Raw genomic sequence first — 26,181 nt, 5'->3', positions numbered from 1 at the left:
GCTTACAGCAGATTGGCCTGACGGCCGTAGATCAGGCCATTGATGGCAGTCGCCTGGATCGTGTCACTCGCCTCCATGTACTCAAGCTGGATCTGGGGAAGATCCACGGTCGCCTGACCGGCGATCATCTGACCCGACTTTTCCGGATCGAACATGCTGTAATGACAGGGACACTTGAGCCTGGCGGTTTCCGCCTCGTAGCTCACCGGACAACCCATGTGCGTGCAGAGCTGACTGAAGGCGACGATATCGCCTTGCGGCCCTACCCCACCGGCTACGCGACGCCCCATCTTCAAGGCAATGCATGGCGAGCTCAAATCGGGGTAGGTGAAGTAGACCGGCTCATTGACCTTCATGACACCAGCCTTGCCCACCTCCGCCTTTGGATACGCAAGCATGGCTGAGCCTGCGTTTGCTCCCGGAATACTCTTTGCGCCGGAAGCTGCTGCCGCCAGACCGACACCAGAAGTTATCGCGGCGCCGGCACCGGCTACACTCACGCCGGCAATCTTCAGGAATTTACGACGGGACAACTGTTCACTCTCACTCATGACATCTCCTTGGGACTGGAAAGACTTGGAGTCCGACGGTGTTATGCAAGTGGTATGCCCAGGCGCCCTGCGCCGGAACATTTTTATAGTTCTTTCTGTTCAAATACTTAAGAAAAGTGGGGTATCCATACAAATGCGGCGATGCTAGCATTTCTGGATGGAGAGCCCGAAGCCGCAACGTCGGCCAGTGGCCGGCAAGGATTACCCCAAGAACTACGCAGACTTTCTCGGCTGGTTCCCTGATGATACCGCTTGCCTCGACTATCTTGACTGGCTCCGTTGGCCGGATGGCTTTTTGTGTCCCGCATGCTCTGGCAACGCGGGGTGGAGTACGAAGGATAGCCGATGGTGGTGCAAGGCATGTCGTCGCCGGGTATCTGCCACAGCAGGCACCCTCTTTCATCACACGAAAACACCCCTTACGGTATGGTTCGCGACCGCCTGGCATATGACGGTGCCGAAGAACGGGGTGTCCGCCAAGACCCTCCATCGCCTTCTTGGATTCGGTTCCTACCAGACTGCCTGGGCGATGCTTCACCGCTTCCGCTGCGCCATTGGTCACGCCGAGCATGATCGGCTGTCCGGCGATGTCGAAGTGGATGAGACCATGATTGGCGGCGTTCGGCCTGGGAAGCGCGGCCGCGGGGCTGCTGGCAAGTCTCTCGTCGCGGTGGCGGTTGAACAGATGCAACCCAAAGGATTCGGCCGGTGCCGGATTGAAGTCATCCCCCACGCCGAAACTGGCGCTCTGCGATCCTTTCTCCTGGCTCATGTTGAGCCCGGCTCCACGATCCATACTGACGGACTGGCATCCTATCCAGGAGCAGCCGGGACCGATTACGCCCACCAAAGTACCTCCATCAAGGGTTCCGGCAAAGATGCGCACGAAGTGCTCCCAGGAGTGCACCGAGTCGTATGCATTCTTCGAAAGATTGGCGCTTGCGCCAAATTTTGAAGGATTTCTCTCGAAGTTTGGCGCTGCCATCGACAAGAACTGACTGCGTGGCAAGGGTACAAAATGGCCACGGCGACAATCGCCGATCGGTCCTGTGATGCATACGCTACGGCGCTAACAGTCTGCCCCCCCTTCTGCCTTGAGCAGGGGCAGGCTTGGGTTTAAGAGCGAGTGGGTTTCTCTTGCCTGTCGGGTGCTAGCGTAGAAATTGCGACTGGCCGAATAGTTGTAATGTAGTGCCCTACAACTCCGAGGCTCACGACCTTCGCTCCCATCAGAACAAGGTCGTGCGTCCGTGGCCTGTGAGCCACCGGGTGGGCGGGGAAACCCGTCCGCCTCCCGACTTTGGAAAGGAGCAAGGATCATGGCCCCGCTGGCCGACCGCTTCGGTCGTCGCTTTCCGTATCTGCGACTGTCGATCATTCCCGCGTGCAACTTCCGTTGCACGTACTGCCTGCCGCACGGCTACCACGCTGCGGCGGGTGCTGCCGCGCCGTTGAGCCTGGCGGAGATCACACGGCTGCTGCGCGGCTTCGCCGTGATGGGCATGCACAAGCTGCGCATCACCGGTGGCGAACCCAGCGTGCGGCATGACCTCACCGAGGTGCTGCGTACCGCCGCATCGGTGCCGGGCGTGGACAAGCTGGCGATGACCACCAACGGCACCTTGCTGTCGCGTCGGCTGGGCGAATGGATGGATGCCGGACTCACTGCCATCAACGTCAGCGTGGACAGCCTCGACCGCGCCGCCTTCGCGCGCATCACCGGGCACGACCGGCTGGACGACATCCTCACCGGCATCGACATGGCGCTGGCCGCGGGGCTGACCGCGGTGAAACTCAATGCCGTATTGCTGCGCGGCGTGAACGACCATGAACTGCCCACCTGGCTCGATTACCTGCGCGACCACGCGATCAGCCTGCGCTTCATTGAGCTGATGCAGACCGGCGACAACCTGGCTTTTTTCCGCGACCACCACGTGCGTGCCGAGACGCTGGAGACTGAGTTGCTGGACGCCGGCTGGCAAGTGCTGCCGCGTGCCGCCGATGCCGGCCCTGCCCGCGAATACCGTCACCCGGATTACGCCGGGCGCATCGGCATCATCGCGCCCTACTCGAAGGATTTCTGCGCTGGCTGCAATCGCCTGCGCGTTACCGCCACCGGCGACCTGCGCTTGTGCCTGTTCGGCGAATTCGGCATCCCATTGCGCCCGCTGCTGCAGGACGACGACCAGCTCGATGACCTGGTGCGCGCCATCGGCGGACAGATCGGGCGCAAGGAGCAAGGCCATTTCCTGCACGAAGGCCGCACCGGCATCACTCCCCATCTCGCATCCACCGGAGGCTAATTCATGCACGAGCGCGAGAAGCGCGCCCCGCTTCAAAACGGTACGTTCCACATGGCCGACGTGCGCCGCAAGCGCATCACCGCACGCCGCGCAGTGGCGGTGGGCGAGCTGTCCGCCGGCAGCGCTTATGACGACATCGTGGAACGACGCCTGCCCAAGGGCGACGCCATCGCCATGGCCGAGATCGCCGGCCTGCAGGGCGCGAAGAATGCCTCGCAGCTGATGCCGCTGTGCCATCCGTTGCCGTTGGAATACATCGAGCTGCGCTGCGAACCGGTGCCCGAACGCCAGGCCATCCGCGTCTACTGCGAGGTGGCCACCTTCGCCCGCACCGGCGTGGAGATGGAAGCGCTGGCCGGGGTCAGCGCGGCCCTGCTGACCCTCTACGACTTGACCAAGCCGGTGCAGCCGGCCTTGTCGATGGGCAGCGTGCGACTGTTGTTCAAGGAGGGCGGCAAGAAGGGCCTGTGGTTCCATCCCGAGGGCATGAGCGATGCCGAGCGCGAGCATTACCGTCCGCGCGAGCCGGCACGGCTGGAAGGCGTGCCGGCGTCGGTGATCACGCTGAGCGACCGCGCCAGCCGCGGCGACTGCGAGGACACCTCCGGCCCCCTGCTGGTGGAGCGACTGCGCGCGCTGGGTGCCGACATCGGCCCGGCCGAGTTGCGTCCCGACGAACCCGAACCATTGGCCGCACGCCTGCGCGAACTGGCCGCCAGCGGCATGCGGCTGGTGCTGTGCACCGGTGGCACCGGGCTGGGACCGCGTGACCGCACGCCCGAGGCATTGGCGCTGGCCGCCGACCGCCACGTCGCCGGCATCGGCGAACTGTTCCGCAGCGAAAGCAGCCAGCACACGCCGCTGGCATGGTTGAGCCGCGCCGACGCCGTGCTGGTGGGCGAGACGCTCGTAATCGCGTTGCCCGGCAGTGCCAAGGCGGTAGCGCAGGGCATGGACATCCTCGCGCCGATTCTCGCGCATGCGCTGGACATGGTCGCCGGCGGAGGCCACGCATGAGCCACGATCTACTCGATCCGGCCGAGGCGCTGGACATCATCCTCGATGCCTGCGCATCGCTGCCGGCGGAGGACTGTGACGTCGTCGCCGCACTGGGTCGCGTGCTGGCGCAACCGGTGAGGAGCGCCGGCGCGTTGCCGCCGTTCGACAACTCGGCGATGGACGGCTACGCGCTCGGCGGCGGTGCCGAACCGCTGCCGGCCGGCAGCGAATGGCCGATCGAAGGCGAACAGGCCGCGGGCGACGGTGTGCGCCACGATGTGCGCGGTGCCTGGGAAATCATGACCGGTGCGCGCCTGCCCGACGGACTGGATCGGGTGATTCCGGTGGAGCAGACCGAACGGCTGGAAGCACCGCCACGCGTGCGCCTGCTGGCGGAGTTGGCAGCGGGGCAAAACGTGCGCACCGCCGGTTCCGACGTGGCCGCGGGCGAAACCGTGCTGGCCGCCGGCACCGTGCTGGCACCGCAGCACCTGATGCTGCTGGCGGCACTGGGCGTGGCGCGCGTCCAGGTGATCGTGCGGCCACGCGTCGCCGTGCTGTGCACCGGCCGCGAACTGGTCGACGACGTGGCGCAAGCGCTGGCACCGGGGCAGATCCGCAATTCCAACGGTCCTTTCCTTGCCGCGCGGCTGCCGCTGGCCGGTGCCGAACTGGCTCACATCGAAACGGTGGGCGATGAAGTAGACACCTTCCTCGCCGCGTTCGAGCGCGCCCGTGCTGCCCGCCCGCAGGTGATGATTTCCACCGGCGCGGTGTCGATGGGCCGCTACGACTTCGTGCCGCAGGCGCTGGAACGTCTCGGTGCCGAAGTGCGTTTCCACAAGCTGGCGATCCGCCCTGGTAAACCGCTGCTGTTTGCGCGATTGCCTGATGGCACATTGTTCTTCGGCCTGCCCGGCAACCCGATCGCGGTGGCCGTGGGGCTGCGCTTCTTCGTGGAGCCGGCGCTGCGCGCCATGCTGGGCCTGCCGTGCGAGCGGCCGTGGCGGGTGCCGCTGAGCGCGGCCTACGCCAAGAAACCAAGGCTGCGCTTCCACCTGAAATCACGCGTGGGCGTGGATGCTGCCGGTCGCCTCGCCGCCACCGTGCTGCAGGGACAGGAGTCCTATCGCATGCGCTCGCTGGCCGCGGCCAACGCCTGGGTCGTGGTGCCGGTCGAAGCCACGGCAATGCCGGCGGAAACGCTGGTGGACGTCTATGGCCTGGGCCATCTGGAAAGCCCGAATCTCGGCGGGAGCGCCGCATGAAAACCCGAATTGCACTGTACGGCGCGCTGCGCGAGGCCGATCCGAGCGGCCATGTCGAACTGGACGTGCCTCCCGACAGCACCATTGCCGAACTGCGCGAACTGCTCACGGCCTACTTGCACGAGCATGCGCCGACGATCCGTGCAGGCCTGGTGCGGCGCTCGGCCTTCGCCAGTGCCGAGGAAATCCTGCACAACCACCGCACCGTGCCCGCAGGCGTGGAGCTGGCGGTGCTGCCGCCGGTGAGCGGAGGCTGACATGGACGATCTGCACGTCGCTGTGGTGGAACGGCGCGTGGCCACGCTGGACGTGGCCGCGGCGCTGGATTTCGTAGCCGATCCGCGCTTCGGCGGCATCGCCAGCTTCATCGGCCGGGTGCGCGAGCACAACCTGGGCCGCGTCGTCACCGGGATCAGCTACGACCTGTTCGAGCCGCTCGCGCTGCGCATGTTCCGCGCCATTGGCGAACGCGCGCGCGCCGAGGCGGGCGCGCCGCTGAAGCTGTACATCGCGCACGCGAAAGGCGACCTCGCCGTCGGCGATCTCGCCGTGCTGGTGGCCGTCGGCACGCCGCACCGCGACGAGGCGTTCCGCGCCTGCCGGCTGGCGATCGAGGCGGTGAAACATGAGGCACCGATCTGGAAGCAGGAGCATTACATCGACGGCGACAGCGCCTGGAGCGAAGGTTGCTCGCTATGCGAAGAGCAGCGCGAAGCCGAGCGCGCGCATGCCAACCATGACGAAACCGGTCGTGGGCACGGCCACTGAGCCGCTGCCATGCATCGGCGTGGTGCTGGCCGGCGGCCTGTCTTCGCGCATGGGCCGCGACAAGGCGCTGCTCGACTGGCAGGGACGTCCGCTGATCGAACGCCAGCTCGCCGTGCTGCGCGAGGCAGGCATCGATGACGTACGGGTCAGCGGGCATCGACCCGGTTATCACGGCGTCGTCGATGCCATGCCGCAGGCCGGACCGCTCGGCGGCCTGGCTGGCATCGCCGATGCGCTGGTCAGCGACGCCGAGCTGCTGGTGATCCCGGTGGACATGCCGCTGCTGCACGCCGCGCTGCTGCGTCGCCTGCGCGATGAACAGCCCCATGCGCGCTGCCTGCGTTTCGCCGGGCATGTACTGCCGATGCGCTGGCACCTGGATGCGCACAGCCGCTCCATGTTGCTTGCATTGCTGCAGCGTGACGATCCGCGCCAACGCTCGCTGCGTGCGCTGCAGGCCGCCACCGGCAGCAGCGAGATCGCGTTGAACGTCGCCGAGGCGACGCAGCTGACCGACTGCAATACCCAAGCGAACTGGAACGAGGTGGCCGGATGAAAGTGCAACTGCAGGGCCAGGCATTGCGCCTGCGCATAGACGAAGCGGAACTGGCGCAGCTGCTCGCCGGTGCCGCCGTGGGCAACGAAACACGCTGGCCCGACGGACGGGTGGAGCGCCAACAGCTGGCGTTGGCCCACGGCCATGGCTGGCAGCGCGACGGTGATGGCTGGCGCGTAGTGCTGGACGAGAGCGAAGTGCGCGCCTTGGGCGCTCGCCTGCCCAGCCGCGAAGGCCTGTCGTTGTCGCTCCCGACGCAGGACGGGGAAGCCCTGCAGGTATTGTTCGACGTGGACGTGCGTGACAGCGTGCGACAACGCCGCGCCGGAAAGGAGAGCGGCGCATGACCCCCACTCGCCACCTGGCGCGCTGGCTCGCGCCGCTGCTGATGCTCGTCGGCATGGCCGCGCTGGCCGCCGACGACCCTGTGTTGCGCGTGGCCTATGCCGGCTCGATGGGCGTGGTGATGGACCAATCGCTCGGCCCGGCCTTCGCCAGGACGCATCGCGCCGGTTATCAGGGCATCGGCCAGGGTTCCTATGCCTTGGCCCGGTTGCTGGCGGGCAAACAGATGCAGGCCGACGTATTCGTAGCCATCACACCGGGTCCGATGCAGGTGTTGCAGCAGGCCGCGCTGGTGGATCACGCGGTGCCGGTGGCCAGTACGCGCATGGTGGTGATCTACAGCCCGGACAGCCGTTACGCCGCCGATTTCGCCGCCGCCGCGCGCGGTGACAAGCGCTGGTACGACGTGCTGCGCGAACCTGGCCTGCGGCTGGGGCGCACCGATCCATCCATCGATCCACAAGGTGCCAATGCGCTGCTCACGCTGCAACTGGCGGAGCGTTATTACCATCAGCCACACCTGCTGCAACAGGTCGCCGGCGCGCTGCAAAACCCCCGCCAGATCTTCGCCGAACCCTCGCTGATGTCGCGCCTGCAGGCCGGCCAGATCGACGCCGCCATCGGCTACGCCAGCGCGGCGCATTCGCATCACCTGCCCGTCATCGACCTGCCGGCCGAGATCGACCTGGCGCAGCCTGCGATGCAGGCATCGTGGTACTCGCAGGCTCACCTGGCCCTGGCCGACGGCAAGGTGATCAAGGCGCAGCCGCTGGTGTTCTACGCGGCAGTGCCGACGAATGCGAAACAACCCGCGCTGGGTGCGGACTTCGTGCGTCTGCTGCAGAGCGCCGAAGGACAGGCGATGCTGCGTGAGCGCGGCTACGGCCCACCGCATGGCGATGCACTGTGATACCAGCCATGCGCCTGCGGTTGCCTGCGCTGGTCGCTGCCTTCGCGCTGGTCCTGCTGGCCACACCTTTCGTGGGTCTGTTGCTGGCCACCGACTGGCACCACTTCCGCTTCGCCCACGGCGATGGTAGTGCGGTGGCGGTATCGCTGGGTTACAGCTTGCTGGCGCTGGTGCTGATCGTGGCGCTGGGCACGCCGCTGGCCTGGTGGCTGGCGCGGCATCGCGTGCGCGGGCAGTGGCTGATCGATGCCCTGCTATTGCTGGCGTTGCTCACCCCGCCACTGGCGATGGGCCTGTTGCTGACCACCATGTACGGTCCCTACGGTCCGGCTGGCAGTCTGCTGGAACGCGTCGGGCTGCTGCTCACCAACTCGGCACCGGCCTTCGTGATGGCGCAGTTCTACGCCGCGCTGCCGTACTACGTGATCGCGGCGCGTGCCGCGTTCGAGGGCGTACCGCGCGAACTGGAACAGATCGCGCTGACCCTGGGCCATTCGCCATGGCGCAGCTTCGTCCACGTGAGCCTGCCGCTGGCGCGGTTGGGCCTGGCGGCGGCGGTGGCACTGGCCTGGGTGCGGGCGCTGGGTGAATTCGGCGTAGTGCTGATCGTCGCCTATTACCCGCAGGGCATCCCGGTGAAGCTGTGGGTGAACCTGCAGGACAGCGGCTTGCAGGCGGTGTACCCACTGCTGTGGGTGTTCTTCCTGGTGGCGCTGCCGCTGCCGCTGGTGTTGGGCCTGGCCGTGCGCAGGCGCTTGTCCTGATGCGCATCGACTACCGCATCGAGCACCCGGTGGCGCTTCACGCCCGCTTCGAGGTGGAAGGCTTTACCGTGCTGCTGGGTGCCAGCGGCGAGGGCAAGTCGCTGCTGCTTCGCGCCATCGCCGGACTGGTGCCGGCACGCGGTGAGCCCTTCGACGGGCTGCCGCCGCAACAGCGCGCGGTGGGTTACATGCCGCAGGGACACGCGCTGTTCCCGCACCTGCGCGCATGGCAGAACGTGGCGTTCGCGCTGCGCGGTGCGCACCGCCGCCAGCAGGCCATGACCTGGCTGGAGCGCGTGGGCATGGCCGAATTCGCCGAGCGCTGGCCCGCGCAACTATCCGGTGGCCAGCAACAGCGCGTGGCGCTGGCACGCGCGCTGGCACGACAACCGCGCCTATTGCTGCTAGACGAACCCACGTCGGCGCTGGATCCGTCCACCCGCGAAGACGTGCTTGCCGAACTAATCGCGGAAGTGCACGAGGCGGGCATTCCCGCGCTGGCGGTCAGCCACGACCCGGCCCTCGCCGCCGTGGCCGATCGACTGGTGCTGATGCACGACCGTCGCATCGTGCAGACCGGCACGCCGGAAGACGTGCATGCGCAGCCGGCCAGCGGCGCGGTGGCGCGACTGCTGGGCCTGCGCAACGTGCAGCGCGGCCGCCTCGTCGGCGCACCCGGACCCTCGCAGCAACTGCTGTGGACGGAGGCAGGCGTGTCGCTGCCGGTACACACCGCGCTGCCCGACGGCACGCCGGTGGACTGGCATATCGCGCCTTCGGCAGTGACGCTGCACGAGGCAACCACGGCACCGGTCGGAGCAGTAGCCGCCTCGCTGGAACTGCGGCAGACCGGCGCGCATGGCGGCTACCTGGGACTGCGCTGCGGACAGGCCCGACTCTGGGTGACACTGCCGCCGGGACAAGCGCTGCCGATGGCACCCATCATGTTGTGGCTGCCACCGTCGGCGATCCGTTGTTGGCTCGCCCATGGATGTGCGTACCCGTGAGGGTCATCCGGGCGCTCATGGATGAGCGCGCCACATGGCCATGTTGCCACCAGGTGCAAATTGCCGGTTTGTCGATCAGTTGTTGCCAGTACAGTTGACCAAGCTCGCCACCGACTTGACCGGCGTCGCCAACCAGTGACCATTCGACCGAGGGGCGCTTGTCGACCCGAAGCAGTCGTTCAAAGAAAACGGCATGATGCGCAGGAGGGTCACAGGTTGGCCGGATGAGCATTGCCTATTCCAACTCCGTCACCTTAAGTCCTCAACGCATTAAGGACGAGAGAAAATGCGGGCGAGGGTTGCCGACGGCTCGGGTAGTACAGATGGTAGCCCGGAAACGGCGGGCACCAAGTCTCGAGCACGCGTACGAGCCTGCCGTTTTCGAGATGCGGCGAGAACTCTTCTTCGGGTAGGAAGGCGATGCCCAGTCCGTCCAGTGCCGCCAGCACGATGTGCGGAGACGTATTGAAAGTGACCTGGCCGTCGACACGCACATTCACTTGTCGACCACGGCGCTCGAACTCCCAGACATAGAGGCCGCCGTGCGTGGGAAAGCGGATGTTGATGCACTGGTGCTTGGTCAGATCATCCGGTGACTTCGGCACAGGATGATTCTCAAAGTAGCTTGGCGACGCGACCGCCGCCATTCGCAGTCTCGGGCCGATGGGCATGGCGATCATGTCTTTGTCGATGCTTTCGCCCAGGCGAACGCCGGCGTCAAAGCGATCGGCGACGATGTCGCGCAGCCCGTAGGCAACGTCGAATTCAATGTGGACGTCCGGGTAGTGATGCATCAACGGCGTCAGCTTGGGCAGCACGATGTTGCGCAGAACGTGGTCGCCGCTGGTGATCCGCACCGAACCGGCAGGTTTGTCGCGTAGCGCCGTGAGCGCTTCCAGTTCCGATTCGATTTCGTCGAAGCGGTTACCAATCGCCTGAAGCAAACGCTCACCCGCAGGGGTGGGCGACACGCTGCGCGTGGTGCGGGTCAGCAGTCGAATCTCCAGTCGTTCTTCCAATGCCTTGATGGCCTGACTGAGCGCCGACTGGCTCACACCCAGAGCGGCGCCCGCGCGCGTAAAGCTTCCTTCTCGGGCGACCGTGACGAAGGCCAGCAAATCATTGAGGTTGCGTCGTGCCATGGGGCTATTCTGGCATGCCTGATTAATTAGTACATCTAATAAGGCATACAAGTATTCATCATCTTCTCAATTAGGCATCGCGCGGGGGACAATGGCTCAACCTGCTGATCCCGGGGCGGAAGCATGAAGCGGCCGCTCCTGGCATTTAGACGAACGCTGCCAGTTCAACCGGCACCAGCACCGCTTGTTCGGTGGTCCAGCACCGGTGCGGCGCTTCCTGCCCGAGCTGATGGAGCGCGTGCAGAAGGGCGAGATCCAGCCGGGAAAGGTGTTCGATCTGGTGCTGCCGATCGCCGAAGTGGCCAAAGGCTACAAGGCCATGGACGAGCGCCGCGCGATCAAGACGATGACGATGTTGTGCATCTGAGCCCGCGGACTTTCGAGGGCACGGGCTGCGACAACCAAGGTGACTGCACATGAGCGACATCCATAAGCCATCAATGCGTATCAAGAAATTCATCAGGCTTTGCAACGCCAGTGCCTTGCTCGTTGCGCTGGGACTGGCATCGGCGCTAAGTCAGGCGGCTCCCACCAAAGAGGAATCGAAAACCATGACAAGTACATCACGCACATCGGAAACGCTCTCGACCCGGCAACAAGCCATCGTGCCCATCGCCGCCTTCGCCGCAGCGGGTGACATGACCAAGCTTGATATCGTCTTGAATGAAGGGCTGGATGCCGGCCTTACGATCAGCGACGTTCGGGAAGTTCTTCTGCAGCTTTACGCCTATGCTGGATTTCCGCGCAGCCTCAATGCACTTGGCGAGCTGATGAAAGTCGTGGCGTCGCGTAAAGAGAAAGGCATCGACGATGCGCTTGGCCAAGCCCCCGGTCATGGCATCCCTACGGGTGAAGCCCTGCTGGCCGCCGGCACCGCGAACCAGACAAAACTCTCGGGCGGGCCGGTGAAAGGAGCATTGTTCGACTTCGCTCCCACCGCGCAACGGTGGCACGAGATGGGCGTAAAGCACGAAGGCGATCAGATAGACCAGCAACTGCGCAAACACGCTGGCGAACTGCAGCACCGTGGTATCGGACAACCCGTGTTCGATGCGGCGCGCACCCCGCCGGATGGCCATCGCCGCGAGAAAGGCCAGCACGAGAAAAAACAGGCCGAAGAAGACCGCTCCCATGGTCGAACCAGGCTCCAGCAGATTCTTCGCCTTCTCGATCAGGTGATTCATGCTTCCCCTTGAGTCTGGATCGGAGCGTATGGCACCGTATCGGACTGCGCGTGCATCTGGATTGTCCGGCTGCGGGCAATCGCGTGCAAGGCGTGGCTTGTGGTTCGTCGTTGAAGGAAGCTCGGGTAAGGCACCGGTGTGTCTTACACTGTTTTCATGTCCACTCATTCCGACAGCACGACCTGGCTGGCCGATTTGCGCCGGCGTATCCCGGAGGTCCCTCCCACGGAGGCTATGGCGCAGCAGGCGCAGGGTGCACTACTGATCGATGTGCGCGACGACGCCGAGCGTGCTCCAGGCTCGCCGGCTGGTGCGCTGGGCCTGTCGCGTGGTTTTCTCGAATTGCGCATCGAGCAAGTCCAGCCGGACCGTGATCACCCGATCCTCGTCTTGTGCGGCAGTGGCACGCGCTCGTTGTTGGCGGCCGAGTCGTTGCAACGGCTCGGTTACCGTGACGTGCGGTCGGTTGCCGGTGGCTTCGAACGCTGGAAGTCCGAGGGCCTGCCCATGACAGCAGGCGCACTCGATGCCGATGCGGCCGAACGCTATGCACGCCAGTTACGTTTGCCGGAGGTGGGCGAAACGGGACAGGCGAAGCTCGCCGCGGCCAGGGTGGTGCTGCTTGGTGCCGGTGGCCTTGGCTCGCCAGCGGCGCTTTACCTCGCCGCTGCCGGGGTGGGGCAGCTCACCCTGATCGATGACGACCGCGTGGAGCGGTCCAACCTGCATCGCCAGGTCATTCACGCCGACGCTCGCGTGGGCATGCCCAAGGTCGAATCGGCACGGATCGCGCTGGCCGCACTCAATCCCCACGTGCGCGTGGTCACGCATGCCGAACGCCTGCAGGCGGCCAACGTCGAGACGTTGCTGGCCGGACACGATGTGCTGATTGATGGTGCCGACAATTTCCCCGCGCGCTATCTGCTGTCCGCGGCCTCACTCAGGTTGAAGCTTCCGATGGTGTACGGCGCGGTCGAGCGCTTCACCGGGCAGGTGAGCGTGTTCGATCCACGAAACGCGGCCTCGCCGTGCTATCGCTGCCTGTTCCCCGAGCCGCCTACGAGGGCTGATGCGCCCAACTGCAGCGAGGCCGGCGTATTGGGCGTGCTTCCCGGCATCATCGGCCTGCTGCAGGCGACCGAGGTGCTGAAGCTGATCCTGGGTATCGGCGAGCCACTGGTCGGCCGACTGCTGTCGTTCGACGCGCTCGGCATGCGCTTTCACGAAACACGCTTGCCACGCGATCCCGGCTGCCCCGGCTGCGGCCGCAATGCAGTGTTTCGCGGCTACGAGGACGTTGCCCTGCTGTGCGCTTCCGCTGGGTGAATTCTTCTGGCGGAATCGACGCATGGCATTGCCCGTAGTGCCGGGACGAATATGGGGATCATTTGAAATTCGCCATGCGGCTCGAGGCATTCGGATACGTTGCTTCCGCTTGGCAAGCTCCTCCCTTCCTGGTCACGCAAGACTCCCTTCGGTGGCCGACTGCGCAGCATGGATTCGATAACCGTTCTTTCCGCCGCTCTTCACCTGGTAGGGGTCGTCTCAGAAAACGGAGAATAAAGCACGCTAAGCCGGTTGCAGCGGCCGTAGCGGCCTGAACTTGCCCGCGCCGATCTTGGCGCTGCTGCGCCAGAGGTAATCGCCGGTCAGGTTGATGTGCTCCCAGCCCAGCGGCGACAGATACTGCAACAGAGAGTCATCAACGGGCTTGCCGTGGTCACGCAGGGCATTCGCGGCTCGCTCCAGATAAACTGTGTTCCACAGCACGATGGCTGCCGTCACCAGGTTGAGGCCGCTGGCCCGGTAACGCTGCTGCTCGAAACTGCGGTCGCGGATTTCGCCCAGCCGGTTGAAGAACACCGCCCTGGCGAGCGCGTTGCGGGCTTCGCCCTTGTTCAACCCGGCATGCACGCGGCGGCGCAGTTCCACGCTTTGTAGCCAGTCAAGGATGAACAATGTGCGCTCGATGCGGCCCAGCTCGCGCAGGGCCACGGCCAGGCCGTTCTGGCGTGGGTAGCTGCCGAGCTTGCGCAGCATCAGCGAGGCCGTCACGGTGCCCTGCTTGATCGAGGTGGCCAGCCGCAGGATTTCGTCCCAATGGGCGCGTACATGCTTGATGTTGAGCGTGCCGCCGATCATCGGCTTGAGGGCGTCATAGGCGGTTTCGCCCTTGGGAATGTAGAGCTTGGTGTCGCCCAGGTCGCGGATGCGCGGCGCGAAACGAAAGCCCAGCAGGTGCATCAGCGCAAAGACGTGATCGGTGAAGCCCGCCGTGTCGGTGTAGTGCTCCTCGATCCGCAAGTCGGACTCGTGGTACAGCAGGCCGTCGAGCACATAGGTCGAGTCGCGCACGCCGACATTGACCACTTTGGTGTGGAATGGCGCGTACTGGTCGGAAATGTGGGTGTAGAAAGTCCGTCCTGGGCTGCTGCCGTATTTCGGGTTGATGTGCCCGGTACTCTCGGCCTTGCTGCCGGTGCGGAAGTTCTGGCCGTCCGACGATGACGTGGTGCCGTCGCCCCAATGCCCGGCGAAGGGGTGCCGGAATTGGGCGTTGACCAACTCGGCCAGCGCCGTCGAATAGGTTTCGTCTCGGGTATGCCAGGCTTGCAGCCAGGCGAGCTTGGCGTAGGTCGTTCCGGGGCAGGACTCGGCCATTTTCGTCAGCCCCAGGTTGATCGCGTCGGCCAGGATCGTGGTCAGCAACAGGTTCTTGTCCTTGGCCAGATCGCCCGATTTCAGGTGCGTGAAGTGGCGGGTGAAGCCCGTCCATTCATCGACTTCAAGCAGCAATTCTGTGATCTTGACGTGCGGCAGGATCATGGCCGTCTGGTCGATCAACGCTTGCGCAGTGTCCGGCACCGCCGCATCGAGCGGCGTGATTTTCAGGCCCGACTCTGTGATGATGGCGTCCGGCAGATCGTTCGCCGCCGCCATGCGGTTGACCGTGGCGAGCTGCGCTTCCAGCAGCTCCAAGCGCTCGCTCAGGTACTGGTCGCAGTCGGTGGCCACGGCCAGCGGTAATTCGCTGGACTGCTTGAGGCTGGCGAACTTCGCGGGCGGCACCAGGTAGTCCTCGAAGTCCTTGAACTGGCGCGAACCCTGCACCCAGATGTCGCCCGAGCGCAGGGAGTTCTTGAGTTCCGACAGGGCGCACAGTTCGTAGTAGCGCCGGTCGATTCCGGTGTCGGTCATCACCAGCTTCTGCCAGCGCGGTTTGATGAAGCCGGTCGGCGCATCGGCGGGCACCTTGCGGGCGTTGTCGGTGTTCATACCGCGCAGTACCTCAATGGCATCCAGCACGTTTTTGGCGGCGGGCGCGGCCCGCAGCTTGAGCACGGCAAGGAATTCCGGTGCATAGCGGCGCAGGGTGGCGTAGCTCTCACCGATGCGGTGCAAAAAATCGAAGTCATCGGGTTGCGCGAGCTTTTGCGCCTCGGTGACGCTTTCGGCGAAGGCATCCCAAGACATGACGGCCTCGATAGCGGCGAACGGATCACGGCCCGACTGCTTGGCGTCGATCAGCGCCTGGCCGATGCGTCCATACAGCCGCACCTTGGCGTTGATCGCCTTGCCGGATGCCTGGAACTGCTGCTGATGCTTGTTCTTGGCAGCGTTGAACAGCTTGCCCAGAATGCGGTCATGTAGATCGATAATTTCATCGGTAATGGTGGCCATGCCCTCGATGGCCAGCGCCATGAGGGTGGCGTAGCGCCGCTGCGGCTCGAACTTGGACAGATCGGCGGGCGTCATCTGGCCACCCTCACGGGCGATCTTGAGTAGGCGGTTCTGGTGCACCAGCCGCTCGATGCCAGCGGGCAGGTCGAGGGCCTGCCAGGCTTTGAGGCGTTCGATGTGTTCGAGCATGTGGCGGGAGTTCGGTTTGGCGGGCGACTGGCGCAGCCAGGCTAGCCAAGTTGTCTTGCCGTTATCGCGGCGTTTTAGCAGATCGTCGAGACGATGACGGTGCCCGTTCGACAACGGTTCGGCTAGGGCATCGTAGATGCGCCGGTTGGCGCGGGTGATGGCCTCGGCACTGGCGCGCTCGATGGCGTTGAGAGCGGGCAGGATGATCGACTGCCGCCGCAGATGCTCAATCAAGGCGCTGGCCAGCACGATGCCTTTGTCGGTTTGCATGGCCAACTCGGTCAACGTATGGACGGCCTGCCGGTAGTGGCTCATGGTGAACGGCTGGAAACCGAACACCGTTTGCAGTTCGACCAGGTGTTCGCGCCGGGTCTGCTCTCGCTGCCCGTAGTCGTCCCAGCTCTCGACGCCGACCTTGATCTGGTCGGCGACCAGTTTCAGCAGGGGCAAGGACGGCGACTGATCGACGCCAAGGAAGATGCCAGGGAAGCGCAGGTAGCAGAGCTGGACTGCAAAGCCCAAGCGGTTCGCAGGCCCGCGCCGTTGCCGAATGATGGAGAGGTCGGTATCACTGAACGTGTAATGTCGGATCAGCTCTTCCTTGGCGTCCGGCAATGCCAGCAGGTTGTCACGCTCGGCGGCGGACAGGATCGAACGGCGTGGCATGGATACACCTTTTTTTTCTGTGGCCGAGTAAGTCCAGTTCCGCTAAAAAAAGGCGCGGATATAGAGCGGTATCCCGATGACTGCACTCAAGAGAATAGCCATACGCCAAGCCGCTCACCCTTCTTCACTCCAATACTGTATGTCTGCAAACAGCGCTCCGCACGCATCAAGTGAGACTCAGGCGCAGTGCCAGCGCTGCCAGGGTCGCCGCGAGCACGGGGACGGTTAGCACAACGCCCACCTTGAAGTAATACCCCCATGTGATTGTCATTCCTTTGCGCGCCAGCACATGCAGCCAAAGCAACGTCGCCAGCGAGCCGATCGGGGTGACCTTTGGCCCCAGGTCACTACCGATCACATTGGCGTAGATCATCGCGTCCTTCACCACGCCCGTTGCGCTTGTGGCATCAATGGACAGGGCGCCGACCAGTACCGTCGGCATGTTGTTCATGGCCGAGGACAGCAGCGCTGTGAGGAAGCCAGTTCCAAAGGCGGCGCCCCATACACCGCCTTGTGCGAAGTAATCCAGCAGCCTTGCGATATGCTCGGTCAGGCCTTGGTTACGCAACCCATAGACCACGAGATACATTCCCAGCGAGAAAACGACAATTTGCCAAGGCGCTTCACGGATCACCTTGCGGGTGCTGATGACATGCCCGCGCGCAGCGACGACGAGCAACAGCAGGGCGCCTGCGGCAGCCACGGCGCTAACCGGCACGCCTAGCGGCTCAAGGCCGAAGAATCCGACCAGCAGCAGGGCCAGAACCACCCAGCCGAAACGAAACGTAGCCACATCGCGAATGGCCTCATTCGGCTGTTTCAACTGATTCACGTCGTAGCGTGCGGGGATGCTGCGGCGGAAATAGATCGACAGCACGGCCAGAGAGGCAATGATGGCGACAATATTCACTGGAACCATCACCGCAGCGTAGTCATTGAACCCGATATTGAAAAAGTCGGCAGAGACGATGTTGACCAGGTTGGATACGACAAGTGGCAGGCTGGCGGCATCTGCGATGAACCCTGCCGCCATGACGAACGCGAGCGTTGCCGCCGGACTGAACCCCAGTGCCAACAACATGGCCATGACGATTGGCGTGAGAATCAGCGCTGCGCCATCGTTGGCAAAAAGCGCGGCGACGGCTGCACCCAGCAAGATGATCAGCGCAAACAGCAGACGTCCTTTCCCGCCGCCCCAGCGTGCGACGTGCAACGCTGCCCATTCGAAAAACCCTGCCTCGTCGAGCAACAGGCTAATGATGATGATGGCAATGAATGCGGCTGTGGCGTTCCAGACAATCTGCCAGACGACAGGAATGTCACCGAGGTGAACGACGCCGGACAGTAGCGCCACGACAGCGCCAAGCGTTGCACTCCAGCCAATGCCCAGCCCGCGCGGCTGCCAGATCACCAGGACGATAGTGGCAAGAAAAATCAGAAGGGCGGCAATCACGTCAATTCTCTCTTTTCAGGGGGTTTTCGAGTTCTTTAAGAAGGCTCAAGAGGTCAATCCGGGAGATGACGCCGATCACTTTCCCATCCTCCACGACAGGAAGGGACGTTAATTGATGCTCCACCATCAGCCGGGCTGCAACGGAGGGATGCATGGCAGGCGCGACGCTATGCACTTCCGTGGTCATTACCTCTGCGGCAGTACGCCCCTCGGCCTTGTCGCGCTGCGTCCCCTTTGGGCCAAGAAAGGAAACCCAGAAATTCTCCTTCCAAACCGATTCACGTGGTTCAAGCCGTTCGTCCGCTCCCCGGTGAATCAAGTCCTGCGCAGTTACAACGCCGATCAGCCGAGCAGCGCCGTCGACCACCGGAACGCCGTTGATGCGATGGGCAAGCAGCATGCTCGCAATGTCCTCAACCGGTGTTTCAGGTTGAATGGTTACCGGATCGGGCGTCATGTAATTCCGGATCAACATGGTCGATCTCCTATGTTTGGGGATGGATGAGCGCACGCAGTCGTTCTGCACCGATTGGCTCTTCCTTCAGAAGCGGGACAACCGCGTAACGGTCTGCGTGCTGATTCGCCACGGCGCTGATTTCGTGTAGCTCGTTGGCCGCACGCTGACGCAGTAACGGCGACTTGGCCGAGGCTGCCGCCACGCTGGTATTGATGATCCAGGCCCATGGCTCGATCCCGGCACGGCGCAAGTCAGCTTGCAGGTTGGCGGCCTCCAATACCGGCGTCGTCTCTGCCAGCGTGACGACGAGTACCTTCGTTTGCTTCGGGTCCTGCAATTGCATCATCGGCGTCGTGAAGTGCACGCCGGTCTTGCCCATTTGTCGTGACACTTCGCGGTGATACGCACCCGTCGCGTCGAGCAGGAGCAAGGTGTGCCCGGTCGGGGCCGTGTCCATGACGACGAACTTTTTACCGGCCTCGCGAATGATGCGGGAGAACGCCTGGAAGACCGCAATCTCTTCCGTGCAGGGCGAACGCAGATCCTCTTCCAACAGCGCGCGGCCTTCGGCATCGAGTTGAGCGCCCTTGGTTTCCAGGACGTGCTGGCGATAGCGCTCGGTCTCGGCATGCGGATCGATTCGGCTCACGGTCAGATTATCGAGCGAGGAATCCAGTGTGTCGGTCAAGTGGGCAGCAGGATCGGAGGTCGTCAGATGCACCGGTAAGCCGCGATGCGCCAGTTCGACCGCGATGGCGGCCGCCAGGGTTGTCTTGCCTACACCACCCTTGCCCATCAACATGACCAGCCCGTGTCCATCCGCCGCGATGCCGTCGATCAGCTCGGCCACGCTGGGCTCGTCGAGTTCGATCGGGGAATCAACCGCTGTGGGTGCTTGTGGAGGAAGGTCGGTCAGCAACTGCCGCAGTGCTTCAAGGCCGACGAGATTGAAGGGCTTGAGTTCTACATGATCACGCGGAAGCGCAGTCAACGTAGCCGGGATGTTCTTCAGCGCCGTTTGTTCCCGTTCGTGGATTGCAGCGGCGAGTGGGTCGGTAGCGGCTTCGATGTGAGGCAGGATGCCGTTGATGACGAGATGTTGCTGTTTGAGGCCTATGGCTGCCAGTTCTTCGTGGGTTCGGGCGACCTCGCGCAAGGTCGCCTGCTGGGCGCGAGCGACCAGCACCAGACGGGTTTGCAGCGGATCGGCCAAGGCTTCAACAGCCGACTTGTACTGAGTACGCTGCTTTTCCAGACCGGCCAGCGGGCCGAGGCACGAGGCATCGCCCTTGCCGGCTTCTAGGAAGCCGCTCCACGCGCCCGGCAGTTGCAGCAAGCGGATAGTGTGGCCGGTGGGCGCTGTGTCAAAGATGATGTGCTCGTAATCAGCCGTGAGTGCCGCGTTGGTCAGTAGCGCGGTGAACTCGTCAAATGCGGCAATTTCGGTGGTGCACGCGCCGGACAACGATTCTTCGATGCCCTTTACCACGTCATCAGGAAGCACGCCGCGGACCGGGCCGACCAGGCGCTCCCGATAGGCACTGGCCGCTGCCTCGGGATCAATTTCCAAGGCAGAAAGACGTGGAACCGCCGGAATCGGTGTGACGCGATTACCGATATCAACACCAAATACCTGCCCGACGTTGGATGCTGGGTCGGTACTGACCAGGAGGACGCGTTTTCCGGCCTCGGCCAATTGAATAGCCGTGGCACAGGCAATCGAGGTTTTGCCGACGCCGCCCTTGCCCGTGAAAAACAGAAAGCGGGGAGGAAGTTGCAGGAATATCATCATCATTTTCTCCATGTTGTTCAGCAGCAGCCACGCGGGCCGGAGCAGCAACCGCCCGTCGCCGGTATGGCGGCATCTGCAGGTTGATCAATGCCGATCCAGAGGGACAATTCAGCCCGCTTTGGATAACGCCCTGCGAGGGCCACTTCACCATCGACCAGGATCAGTGGCAGCGCATCCTGACCGGAGCGCTGCAAAAAACCTTTTACGGTCGCATTTTCGGCAAACATCTGTGGCTGCTGCGCCAGGTTGTAGCGTTCGATGTGCGCGCCGTTCTGCTTCGCCCAATCAACATCAGCAGCAAAAGTCACCAAGGCTTGGTCAACATCCACGCCGCAGACGCCGGTGCTGCAACACAGCGATGGGTCAAACACTTCGATCTTCTTCATTTAAACTCTCCATCAAGTATTCAAATATAAGTCAAAAAAACTACGCCGAAAGCACCCCAATCCGATCCAGTTCCGCCTTCAAGCGTGTCCGGTCGTGCGAAAGTTGCGCCAACGGCAGCGCGAGGAGGGCTTCGATGCGACGCCGCAAGATACGGTAGGCCGTCGGGAACGCGGCTTCGATTTCCGCTTCGGTCCCTGTGGCATGAGCGGGATCGTCAACACCCCAATGCGCACGCAGTACCGGACCAAGATAAGCCGGGCAGGTTTCCCCGGCAGCATTTGCGCACACAGTGATGACCACATCCGGGGCCAGCGGCAGGTTGTCCCATGATTTGCTGTGCAGTCCGCCCGTGTCGATACCTTCATGTGTCAGGAGCGACAGGGAACGCGGATGGACCGTCCCTGTCGGCTGACTTCCCGCACTCATCGCTTTCCAGCCTGTCGGAGCCAAGTGGTTGAAGGTCGCTTCCGCCAGGATGGAACGGCAGGAGTTACCGGTACAAAGAAACAGAATATTCATGTTGTCGCTTTCGTTGGAGTGGGTGACAGGAGCGGCAAGAACTCCTCGGAACACTTCGAGGCGGTACGTAGTTCAAGGCATTGATCGGGACTACCCGAACAGCATTCTTCGGTGAGGTACGCAATCAAATCCAACATTAACGGGATGTCCGCTCGGTAACGTTGGAAGCGACCCTCCTGCTCAACCGTCACCAGATGAGCTTGTGACAGCGCCTTGAGGTGAAAGGAAAGGTTGGCCGGCGGTATGTCCAGCGCGTTAGCAATCTCGCCTGCCACCATGCCGCCCGGCCCCTTCTTGACCAACAGCCTGAACACATCCAAGCGCAGGCCCGAGGAGAGGGATTCGAAGATCGATGTTGCGGCTTGCTTTTCCATGCTCAAATTGTACTACAACTATTAAAATGATTCAATCATGCCGTCGCGTCCGATTAGGCTATACCCTAACCGGGCGTCAGGACAGCCTATCCCGAAACGTCCGGATAGACTCGCGTACTTAATTTATTGACACAAGCTACGCAAGGTCATAGATTTCTTCCTGACACTTTCTATTTGGAGGCATCTTGCAAGGTCAACGTATCGGCTACGTCCGGGTCAGCAGCTTCGACCAAAACCCGGAGCGGCAACTGGAGCAGGCCGAAGTCGGAAAGGTATTCACCGACAAGGCATCGGGCAAGGACACCCAGCGGCCCGAACTTGACTCACTACTGGCCTTCGTGCGCGAAGGCGATACGGTGGTGGTGCACAGCATGGATCGCCTGGCCCGCAACCTCGATGACCTGCGTCGCCTCGTGCAAAAGCTGACCAAGCGCGGTGTGCGCATCGAGTTCGTCAAGGAATGCCTGACCTTCACCGGCGAGGATTCACCGATGGCGAACTTGATGTTGTCGGTCATGGGCGCGTTCGCCGAATTCGAGCGGGCCTTGATCCGTGAGCGACAGAAAGAAGGTATTGCGCTCGCCAAACAGCGCGGAGCTTACAGGGGCCGCAAGAAAGCGCTTTCGCCCGAACGCGCCGCTGAACTTCTGCAACGCGTCAATGCCGGCGAGCAAAAGGCAAAGCTGGCCCGTGAATTTGGCATCAGCCGCGAAACGTTGTACCAGTACCTGCGCGAAATTCGAGCTTAACGTGCTTTGTTTTCCGTTTTCTGAGACGACCCCTTCAGGAAGTCGACGACAACACGAAGGCCCCGGACACAGGGCACGGGCCTGCGGCCGCGACCCGCACGACGAGGGAAAGGCTGCGCTGGCCATTGATGCTTGCCCTGCCGGTGGTGCTGGCGTTGGGCGGTGCCGCCTGGTTCCTCGCCGACATGCGCTACGTCTCGACGGACGATGCGTTCGTCCGCGCGGCGAGGGACTCGATCAATGCCCGGGTGTCCGGCCAGGTCGTGGAGATCCGGGTAAAGGACAACCAGCGGGTCCGCAAAGGCCAGCTGCTGTTCCGCGTCGATCCGCAACCCTACCGGCTCGCCGTGGCCCAGGCCCAGGCGCGGCTGGCCAGTGCGCGCATGCAGATCCAGGCGCTGAAGGCGACCTATCGCCAGCAACTGGCCGACTCCCTCTCCGCCCGCGATGCGGCCGATTTCGACCGGCGCGAATTCGCGCGCAAGAAAGGATTGCTCGCATCGAACTTCGCCTCCCGCGCCGCCTATGAACGCGCCGAGACGGACTTCAAGGTCGCCCGGCAGCACCTCGCCTCGGTGCAGCAGCAGGTCGCGCGGACCGTGGCCGGGCTGGACGGCAATCCGGACATCGACGTGGATCGGCATCCGGCGGTACGTGAAGCCCGGGCCCAACTGGACCGCGCGCGACTGGACCTGTCCTACACCAACGTCGTCGCGCCCGATGACGGCATCGTGACCCATGTCGACGACCTCCAGGTGGGCGACTTCGTCCACGGCGGGGCGGCGGTGTTTTCGATGATCTCCAGCCGCGACGTCTGGATCGAGGCCAACTTCCGCGAGACCGGCCTGACCCGGATGCGCCCGGGGCAGCCGGCCACCGTGGAGGTGGATGCCTATCCCGGGCACCCGTTCCACGCCCACGTGGTCAGCATGAGTCCCGGTACCGGGTCGGATCTCTCGGTGCTGCCGCCGGAGAACGCCACCGGCAACTGGGTGAAGGTGGTCCAGCGCCTGCCGGTGCGCCTCGAGCTCGATGCCACTGACGCGCGCTGGCCGCTGTATTCCGGCATCAGCGTGACCGCACGGGTGGATACCGGGGTGCAACGGACTCCGGCCGGGACTGTCGCGGACGCACGCCTGTGAGCACGTCCCCTGCCCCGGGCACGACGTCGTTTGGCCATCGCGCCATCGTCGCCGCCGCCCTGCTCGCGACCTATATGCAGGCGGTCAACATTTCGCTGCCGAATGCCGCGGTGCTGCACATCCAGGGCGGCCTGTCGATGACCGACGACGAGATCGGCTGGGTGTTCACCTCCTACATCGCGGCAAGCGCCATCGTGATGCCGCTGATGCACTGGCTGGCTGCGCGGTTCGGGCGCAAGACCGTGTTCCAGACGTCCATCGTGCTCTTCAGCGTGGCGCTGGTGCTCGACACGCTGGCAACCACACCGCTGCAATTCGTGGTCGCGCGCATCTTCCAGGGGGCCGCGGGCGGGACGCTCGCGCCCCTGTCCATGGCGATCCTGCTCGACGAGCTGCCGCCGTTGCGACACGGGCGGATCGGCATGGTGTGGAGCGTGACCTCGCTGCTCGGCATCCTCAGCGGGCCGGGCATCGGCGGCTGGCTCAGCGAGTACTGCGGCTGGCATGCGCTGTTCTGGTTCAGCCTGCCGATGGTCGCGTTCATCCTGCCGGCCATGGGGCTGTACCTGCCCGAGAAGAAATTCGCCAAGGGGCCGCCATTCGACTTCTTCGGGCTGCTCACTTTCACCCTGGGCGTCGCAGGGCTGCAGATGCTGCTCGATCGCGGCGAGCGCCTGGAATGGTTCGCCTCGACCGAGATCCGGGTGGAAGCCGTCGTCTCGGCGCTGGGCTTCTACCTGTACATCGTGCACGCGCTGACGCGGCGGGAGCACTTCCTGAGCAAAGCGCTTTTCCGGGACCGCAATTTCGGGCTCAGCGCGATCATCTTCTTCGCCTTCGGCTTCGTGCTGTTGCCGACGCTGGCGCTGACCTCGCCGATGCTGGAGGAACTGCTCGGCTACCCCGCCGACACCGCCGGCTACCTCACGATCCCACGCGGCGCCGCGCTGATCGGCGCGTTGATGCTGACCTGGCGCGCGCCCCGAGTGATCGACAACCGGCTGCTGGTGGCCTTCGGCATGGCGCTGGTGATCTATGCCAACTGGCGCATGCTCGGTTACTCGCCGCTGATGGATGGCATGCCGGTGATGGTCGCCGGTGCACTCCAGGGCGCGGGCCTCGGCATGATGATGCCCGCGCTGACCCGGGAAGCCTTCGGCACGCTGGACCCGACGTTCCGTGCCGAGGGCACGGTGCTGTTCAACCTGTCGCGGCTCTATGGCAGCACGATCGGCGTCGCGATCGTCCAGATCTACTTCTACAACAACACCCAGGCCATGCACCTGGCGCTCGCCAGGCATCTGCGGCCCTACGGCGTCGCCGCGCAGGCGGCCGGCCCGCTCGCTGGGCCGGCGCTCGGCGCGATCAACGAGATGGTCACCGGCCAGGCGGCACTGATCGCGGTGATCGGCCAGTTCAAGCTGCTGATGCTGGTCATGCTCGCGGCCAGTCCGCTCGTCCTGTTCCTCCGCAAACCCCGCCAACGCCTCTGACAGGCCGGAGCCGCGCATGAAACTGTCTGGATCATCCCTTTCCTGGCGCGTCGCCAGGGCGGCCCTGTTTGCCGCCCTGGCCCTGCTCCTGTCGGCCTGCATGGTCGGCCCCGACTTCTCGCGACCGGCCGCACCCGCTTCGCGCCACTACGACCTGCAGGCTGAGCGGGCGCTCACCGCGCCCGGCGTGCCGGAACGCGCGCAGCACATCGACACGGATCGCGCGCCCGCTGACGACTGGTGGACGGTGTTCGGCTCGCCGAAGCTGGACCAGGTCATGCGCCAGGCGGTCGCCGGCAACCTGGACCTCGACGCTGCCGATGCGACCATCGCCCAGGCGAACGAAGCCGTCGCCGCGGCCGGTGGTGCGCTGCTGCCCCAGGTGGATGTCGCCGCCCAGGGCGGGCGCCAACGCACAGGGCGCGGAACCACCGCCACCCAGTACGCGGTCGGCCCGCAGGTCAGCTTCGACTTCGACCTCTTCGGTGGTAACCGCCGGCGGATCGAGGAGCAGGCGGCGCTGGCCGAGCTGCAGCGTCATCGATTCGATGCCGCCTGCCTGACCGTGACCGGCGATGTCGCCCGCCAGGCCATCCTGCTCGCCTCCGCGCGGGCGCAGATGGACGCGCTCGACGAGCTGCTGGCCGACGACCGCAGGAACCTCGAGCTGGTCCGCTCCGCCGAGCGCTACGGCAGCGCGACCCAGGTGGACGTCGCGCTCGCGCTGAATCAGCTCGCGCAGGACCAGACCTTGCTGCCGCTGCTGGCGCAGCAGCGGGATACGGCACGGCACGCGCTGTCCGTGCTTGCGGGGAAAGGTCCTGCCGACTGGACGCCGCCGGACTTCGCGCTATCCGATTTCGTGCTGCCGGCCGATCTTCCCCTCACCCTGCCCTCCGAGCTCGCGCGTCGGCGCCCGGACATCCTCGAGGCCGAGGCCGAACTGCATGCGGCGAGCGCCGCGATCGGCGCGGCCACCGCGGACCTCTATCCGCACCTGCAGCTCTCCGCATCGGTGAGCCGGGCCGGACCGGGCGCAGGCACGCTTTGGGCTGTCGCCGGGGCGTTGACCGGACCGTTCTTCCACGGCGGTACCCTCAAGGCGAACCGCCGCGGCGCCGTCGACGCCTACCAGGCCAGCTTCGCGATCTACCGGCAAACGGTGATCCGCTCGCTGGGCCAGGTGGCCGACCTGTTGCAGGCGATCAACCACGACAACGAGGAATACTCGGCGCAGCAGCGCGCATTGAACGCCGCCGGAACCGGCCTGCGGATCAGCCAGGCGGGCTACCAGGCGGGCGAGACCGGGCTGCCGCAGGTACTCGACGCCCAGCGGGCCTACCAGCGCGCATTGATCGGGCAACTCCGCGCAAAGACGGCGCAGTACCTCGACACGGCGCAGCTCTCCGTTGCGCTGGGTGGCCATTCCGATGGCGCTCTTGCCCTCAGGATGGCCCGCGAAAACGAATGATGACCTGGAGA

Annotated in this window: 26 protein-coding genes, 1 pseudogene and 1 riboswitch; of the genes and pseudogenes, 18 read left to right on the top strand and 9 right to left on the bottom strand. The window is 64.2% G+C overall.

The genetic code is table 11. The annotated features are described in order from the left end of the window. Positions 1-2: 2 nt before the first annotated feature. The gene (locus IMW82_RS14415; protein WP_211005034.1) at positions 3-551 is read right to left on the bottom strand and encodes an arsenate reductase (azurin) small subunit; all 549 of its coding nucleotides are present in this window, start codon (positions 549-551) and stop codon (positions 3-5) included. Between the two features lie 157 nt (positions 552-708). On the opposite strand from IMW82_RS14415, the pseudogene IMW82_RS14410 reads away from it, so the two are divergent. From IMW82_RS14410 to IMW82_RS14360, 11 genes and pseudogenes are all read left to right on the top strand, one after another. Beyond that, positions 709-1,482 (top strand): annotated as a pseudogene (locus IMW82_RS14410) (IS1595 family transposase); the annotation flags it as partial. A gap of 259 nt (positions 1,483-1,741) precedes the next feature. Next, positions 1,742-1,877, top strand: a riboswitch (molybdenum cofactor riboswitch). Further along, complete coding sequence (gene moaA / locus IMW82_RS14405) at positions 1,871-2,854, top strand: GTP 3',8-cyclase MoaA (RefSeq protein ID WP_211005033.1); 984 nt, start codon at positions 1,871-1,873, stop codon at positions 2,852-2,854. (Overlaps the previous riboswitch by 7 nt.) Before the next feature lie 3 nt (positions 2,855-2,857). After that, on the top strand, positions 2,858-3,871 hold the full coding sequence (moaCB, locus tag IMW82_RS14400; protein ID WP_244754343.1) for a bifunctional molybdenum cofactor biosynthesis protein MoaC/MoaB: 1,014 nt from the start codon (positions 2,858-2,860) through the stop codon (positions 3,869-3,871). Then, complete coding sequence (gene glp, locus IMW82_RS14395; RefSeq protein ID WP_211005032.1) at positions 3,868-5,121, top strand: gephyrin-like molybdotransferase Glp; 1,254 nt, start codon at positions 3,868-3,870, stop codon at positions 5,119-5,121. Before moaCB ends, glp begins: the two co-directional genes overlap by 4 nt. Continuing rightward, positions 5,118-5,378: a MoaD/ThiS family protein gene (locus tag IMW82_RS14390; RefSeq protein WP_211005031.1), complete on the top strand. Its 261-nt coding sequence runs from the start codon at positions 5,118-5,120 to the stop codon at positions 5,376-5,378. The genes glp and IMW82_RS14390 overlap by 4 nt, the downstream gene beginning before the upstream one ends. A 1-nt stretch (position 5,379) precedes the next feature. Next, entirely contained in the window at positions 5,380-5,889 is a 510-nt protein-coding gene (locus tag IMW82_RS14385; RefSeq protein WP_211005030.1) for a molybdenum cofactor biosynthesis protein MoaE, read from the top strand. Beyond that, complete coding sequence (locus tag IMW82_RS14380; RefSeq protein ID WP_211005029.1) at positions 5,858-6,445, top strand: molybdenum cofactor guanylyltransferase; 588 nt, start codon at positions 5,858-5,860, stop codon at positions 6,443-6,445. Before IMW82_RS14385 ends, IMW82_RS14380 begins: the two co-directional genes overlap by 32 nt. After that, positions 6,442-6,792 (top strand): hypothetical protein, encoded by a 351-nt coding sequence (locus IMW82_RS14375; RefSeq protein ID WP_211005028.1) that lies wholly within the window; start codon positions 6,442-6,444, stop codon positions 6,790-6,792. The genes IMW82_RS14380 and IMW82_RS14375 overlap by 4 nt, the downstream gene beginning before the upstream one ends. Then, positions 6,789-7,700: an extracellular solute-binding protein gene (locus tag IMW82_RS14370; RefSeq protein ID WP_211005027.1), complete on the top strand. Its 912-nt coding sequence runs from the start codon at positions 6,789-6,791 to the stop codon at positions 7,698-7,700. Before IMW82_RS14375 ends, IMW82_RS14370 begins: the two co-directional genes overlap by 4 nt. Positions 7,701-7,708: 8 nt before the next feature. Further along, the gene (locus IMW82_RS14365) at positions 7,709-8,464 is read left to right on the top strand and encodes an ABC transporter permease subunit (protein ID WP_211005026.1); all 756 of its coding nucleotides are present in this window, start codon (positions 7,709-7,711) and stop codon (positions 8,462-8,464) included. Next, a complete protein-coding gene (locus IMW82_RS14360; protein ID WP_211005025.1) occupies positions 8,464-9,471 on the top strand; it encodes an ABC transporter ATP-binding protein in 1,008 nt (335 codons plus the stop codon). The genes IMW82_RS14365 and IMW82_RS14360 overlap by 1 nt, the downstream gene beginning before the upstream one ends. A 254-nt stretch (positions 9,472-9,725) precedes the next feature. Here IMW82_RS14360 and IMW82_RS14355 read toward each other — a convergent pair whose 3' ends face one another. Beyond that, a complete protein-coding gene (locus tag IMW82_RS14355; RefSeq protein WP_211005024.1) occupies positions 9,726-10,613 on the bottom strand; it encodes a LysR family transcriptional regulator in 888 nt (295 codons plus the stop codon). A 184-nt stretch (positions 10,614-10,797) separates the two neighbouring features. Between IMW82_RS14355 and IMW82_RS14350 the strand changes: the two genes are divergently transcribed. The 3 genes from IMW82_RS14350 to moeB all read left to right on the top strand — a co-directional run bounded on the left by IMW82_RS14350 (position 10,798) and on the right by moeB (position 13,123). Next, a complete protein-coding gene (locus IMW82_RS14350; protein ID WP_211200248.1) occupies positions 10,798-10,980 on the top strand; it encodes a hypothetical protein in 183 nt (60 codons plus the stop codon). Between the two features lie 49 nt (positions 10,981-11,029). After that, positions 11,030-11,809 (top strand): carboxymuconolactone decarboxylase family protein, encoded by a 780-nt coding sequence (locus IMW82_RS14345; RefSeq protein ID WP_244754341.1) that lies wholly within the window; start codon positions 11,030-11,032, stop codon positions 11,807-11,809. A gap of 144 nt (positions 11,810-11,953) precedes the next feature. Next, positions 11,954-13,123, top strand: coding sequence for a molybdopterin-synthase adenylyltransferase MoeB (gene moeB / locus IMW82_RS14340; protein WP_211005023.1), 1,170 nt, complete (start codon positions 11,954-11,956; stop codon positions 13,121-13,123). Between the two features lie 243 nt (positions 13,124-13,366). On the opposite strand, the gene IMW82_RS14335 is transcribed toward moeB, so the two are convergent. From IMW82_RS14335 to IMW82_RS14305, 7 genes are all read right to left on the bottom strand, one after another. Continuing rightward, a complete protein-coding gene (locus IMW82_RS14335) occupies positions 13,367-16,333 on the bottom strand; it encodes a Tn3 family transposase (protein WP_211005022.1) in 2,967 nt (988 codons plus the stop codon). Between the two features lie 166 nt (positions 16,334-16,499). Continuing rightward, positions 16,500-17,786 carry an arsenic transporter gene (locus IMW82_RS14330; RefSeq protein ID WP_066692783.1) on the bottom strand — a complete coding sequence of 429 codons (1,287 nt, stop codon included), beginning with the start codon at positions 17,784-17,786 and terminating at the stop codon, positions 16,500-16,502. Between the two features lies 1 nt (position 17,787). Next, positions 17,788-18,261: a CBS domain-containing protein gene (locus IMW82_RS14325; protein WP_066692786.1), complete on the bottom strand. Its 474-nt coding sequence runs from the start codon at positions 18,259-18,261 to the stop codon at positions 17,788-17,790. A 10-nt stretch (positions 18,262-18,271) separates the two neighbouring features. Next, positions 18,272-20,035 (bottom strand): arsenical pump-driving ATPase, encoded by a 1,764-nt coding sequence (gene arsA / locus IMW82_RS14320; protein ID WP_345777138.1) that lies wholly within the window; start codon positions 20,033-20,035, stop codon positions 18,272-18,274. A 17-nt stretch (positions 20,036-20,052) separates the two neighbouring features. Next, a complete protein-coding gene (gene arsD, locus IMW82_RS14315; protein ID WP_211005021.1) occupies positions 20,053-20,421 on the bottom strand; it encodes an arsenite efflux transporter metallochaperone ArsD in 369 nt (122 codons plus the stop codon). Positions 20,422-20,461: 40 nt separating this feature from the next. Then, a complete protein-coding gene (locus tag IMW82_RS14310; RefSeq protein WP_211005020.1) occupies positions 20,462-20,941 on the bottom strand; it encodes an arsenate reductase ArsC in 480 nt (159 codons plus the stop codon). After that, positions 20,938-21,315: a metalloregulator ArsR/SmtB family transcription factor gene (locus IMW82_RS14305; protein ID WP_211005019.1), complete on the bottom strand. Its 378-nt coding sequence runs from the start codon at positions 21,313-21,315 to the stop codon at positions 20,938-20,940. The genes IMW82_RS14310 and IMW82_RS14305 overlap by 4 nt, the downstream gene beginning before the upstream one ends. Before the next feature lie 185 nt (positions 21,316-21,500). Between IMW82_RS14305 and IMW82_RS14300 the strand changes: the two genes are divergently transcribed. From IMW82_RS14300 to IMW82_RS14285, 4 genes are all read left to right on the top strand, one after another. Beyond that, positions 21,501-22,064 (top strand): recombinase family protein, encoded by a 564-nt coding sequence (locus IMW82_RS14300; RefSeq protein ID WP_211005018.1) that lies wholly within the window; start codon positions 21,501-21,503, stop codon positions 22,062-22,064. A gap of 128 nt (positions 22,065-22,192) precedes the next feature. After that, positions 22,193-23,206, top strand: coding sequence for an HlyD family secretion protein (locus tag IMW82_RS14295; RefSeq protein ID WP_211005017.1), 1,014 nt, complete (start codon positions 22,193-22,195; stop codon positions 23,204-23,206). Further along, positions 23,203-24,699 (top strand): DHA2 family efflux MFS transporter permease subunit, encoded by a 1,497-nt coding sequence (locus IMW82_RS14290; RefSeq protein WP_211005016.1) that lies wholly within the window; start codon positions 23,203-23,205, stop codon positions 24,697-24,699. The genes IMW82_RS14295 and IMW82_RS14290 overlap by 4 nt, the downstream gene beginning before the upstream one ends. A gap of 16 nt (positions 24,700-24,715) precedes the next feature. After that, the gene (locus tag IMW82_RS14285) at positions 24,716-26,170 is read left to right on the top strand and encodes an efflux transporter outer membrane subunit (protein ID WP_211005015.1); all 1,455 of its coding nucleotides are present in this window, start codon (positions 24,716-24,718) and stop codon (positions 26,168-26,170) included. The last annotated feature ends 11 nt before the right edge of the window (positions 26,171-26,181 follow it).

This window comes from Rhodanobacter sp. B2A1Ga4 (assembly GCF_018101315.1).
GTDB lineage: Bacteria > Pseudomonadota > Gammaproteobacteria > Xanthomonadales > Rhodanobacteraceae > Rhodanobacter > Rhodanobacter thiooxydans_A.
Note: the sequence above shows the minus strand (reverse complement) of the source record. Positions and strands in the feature narration are given on the sequence as shown.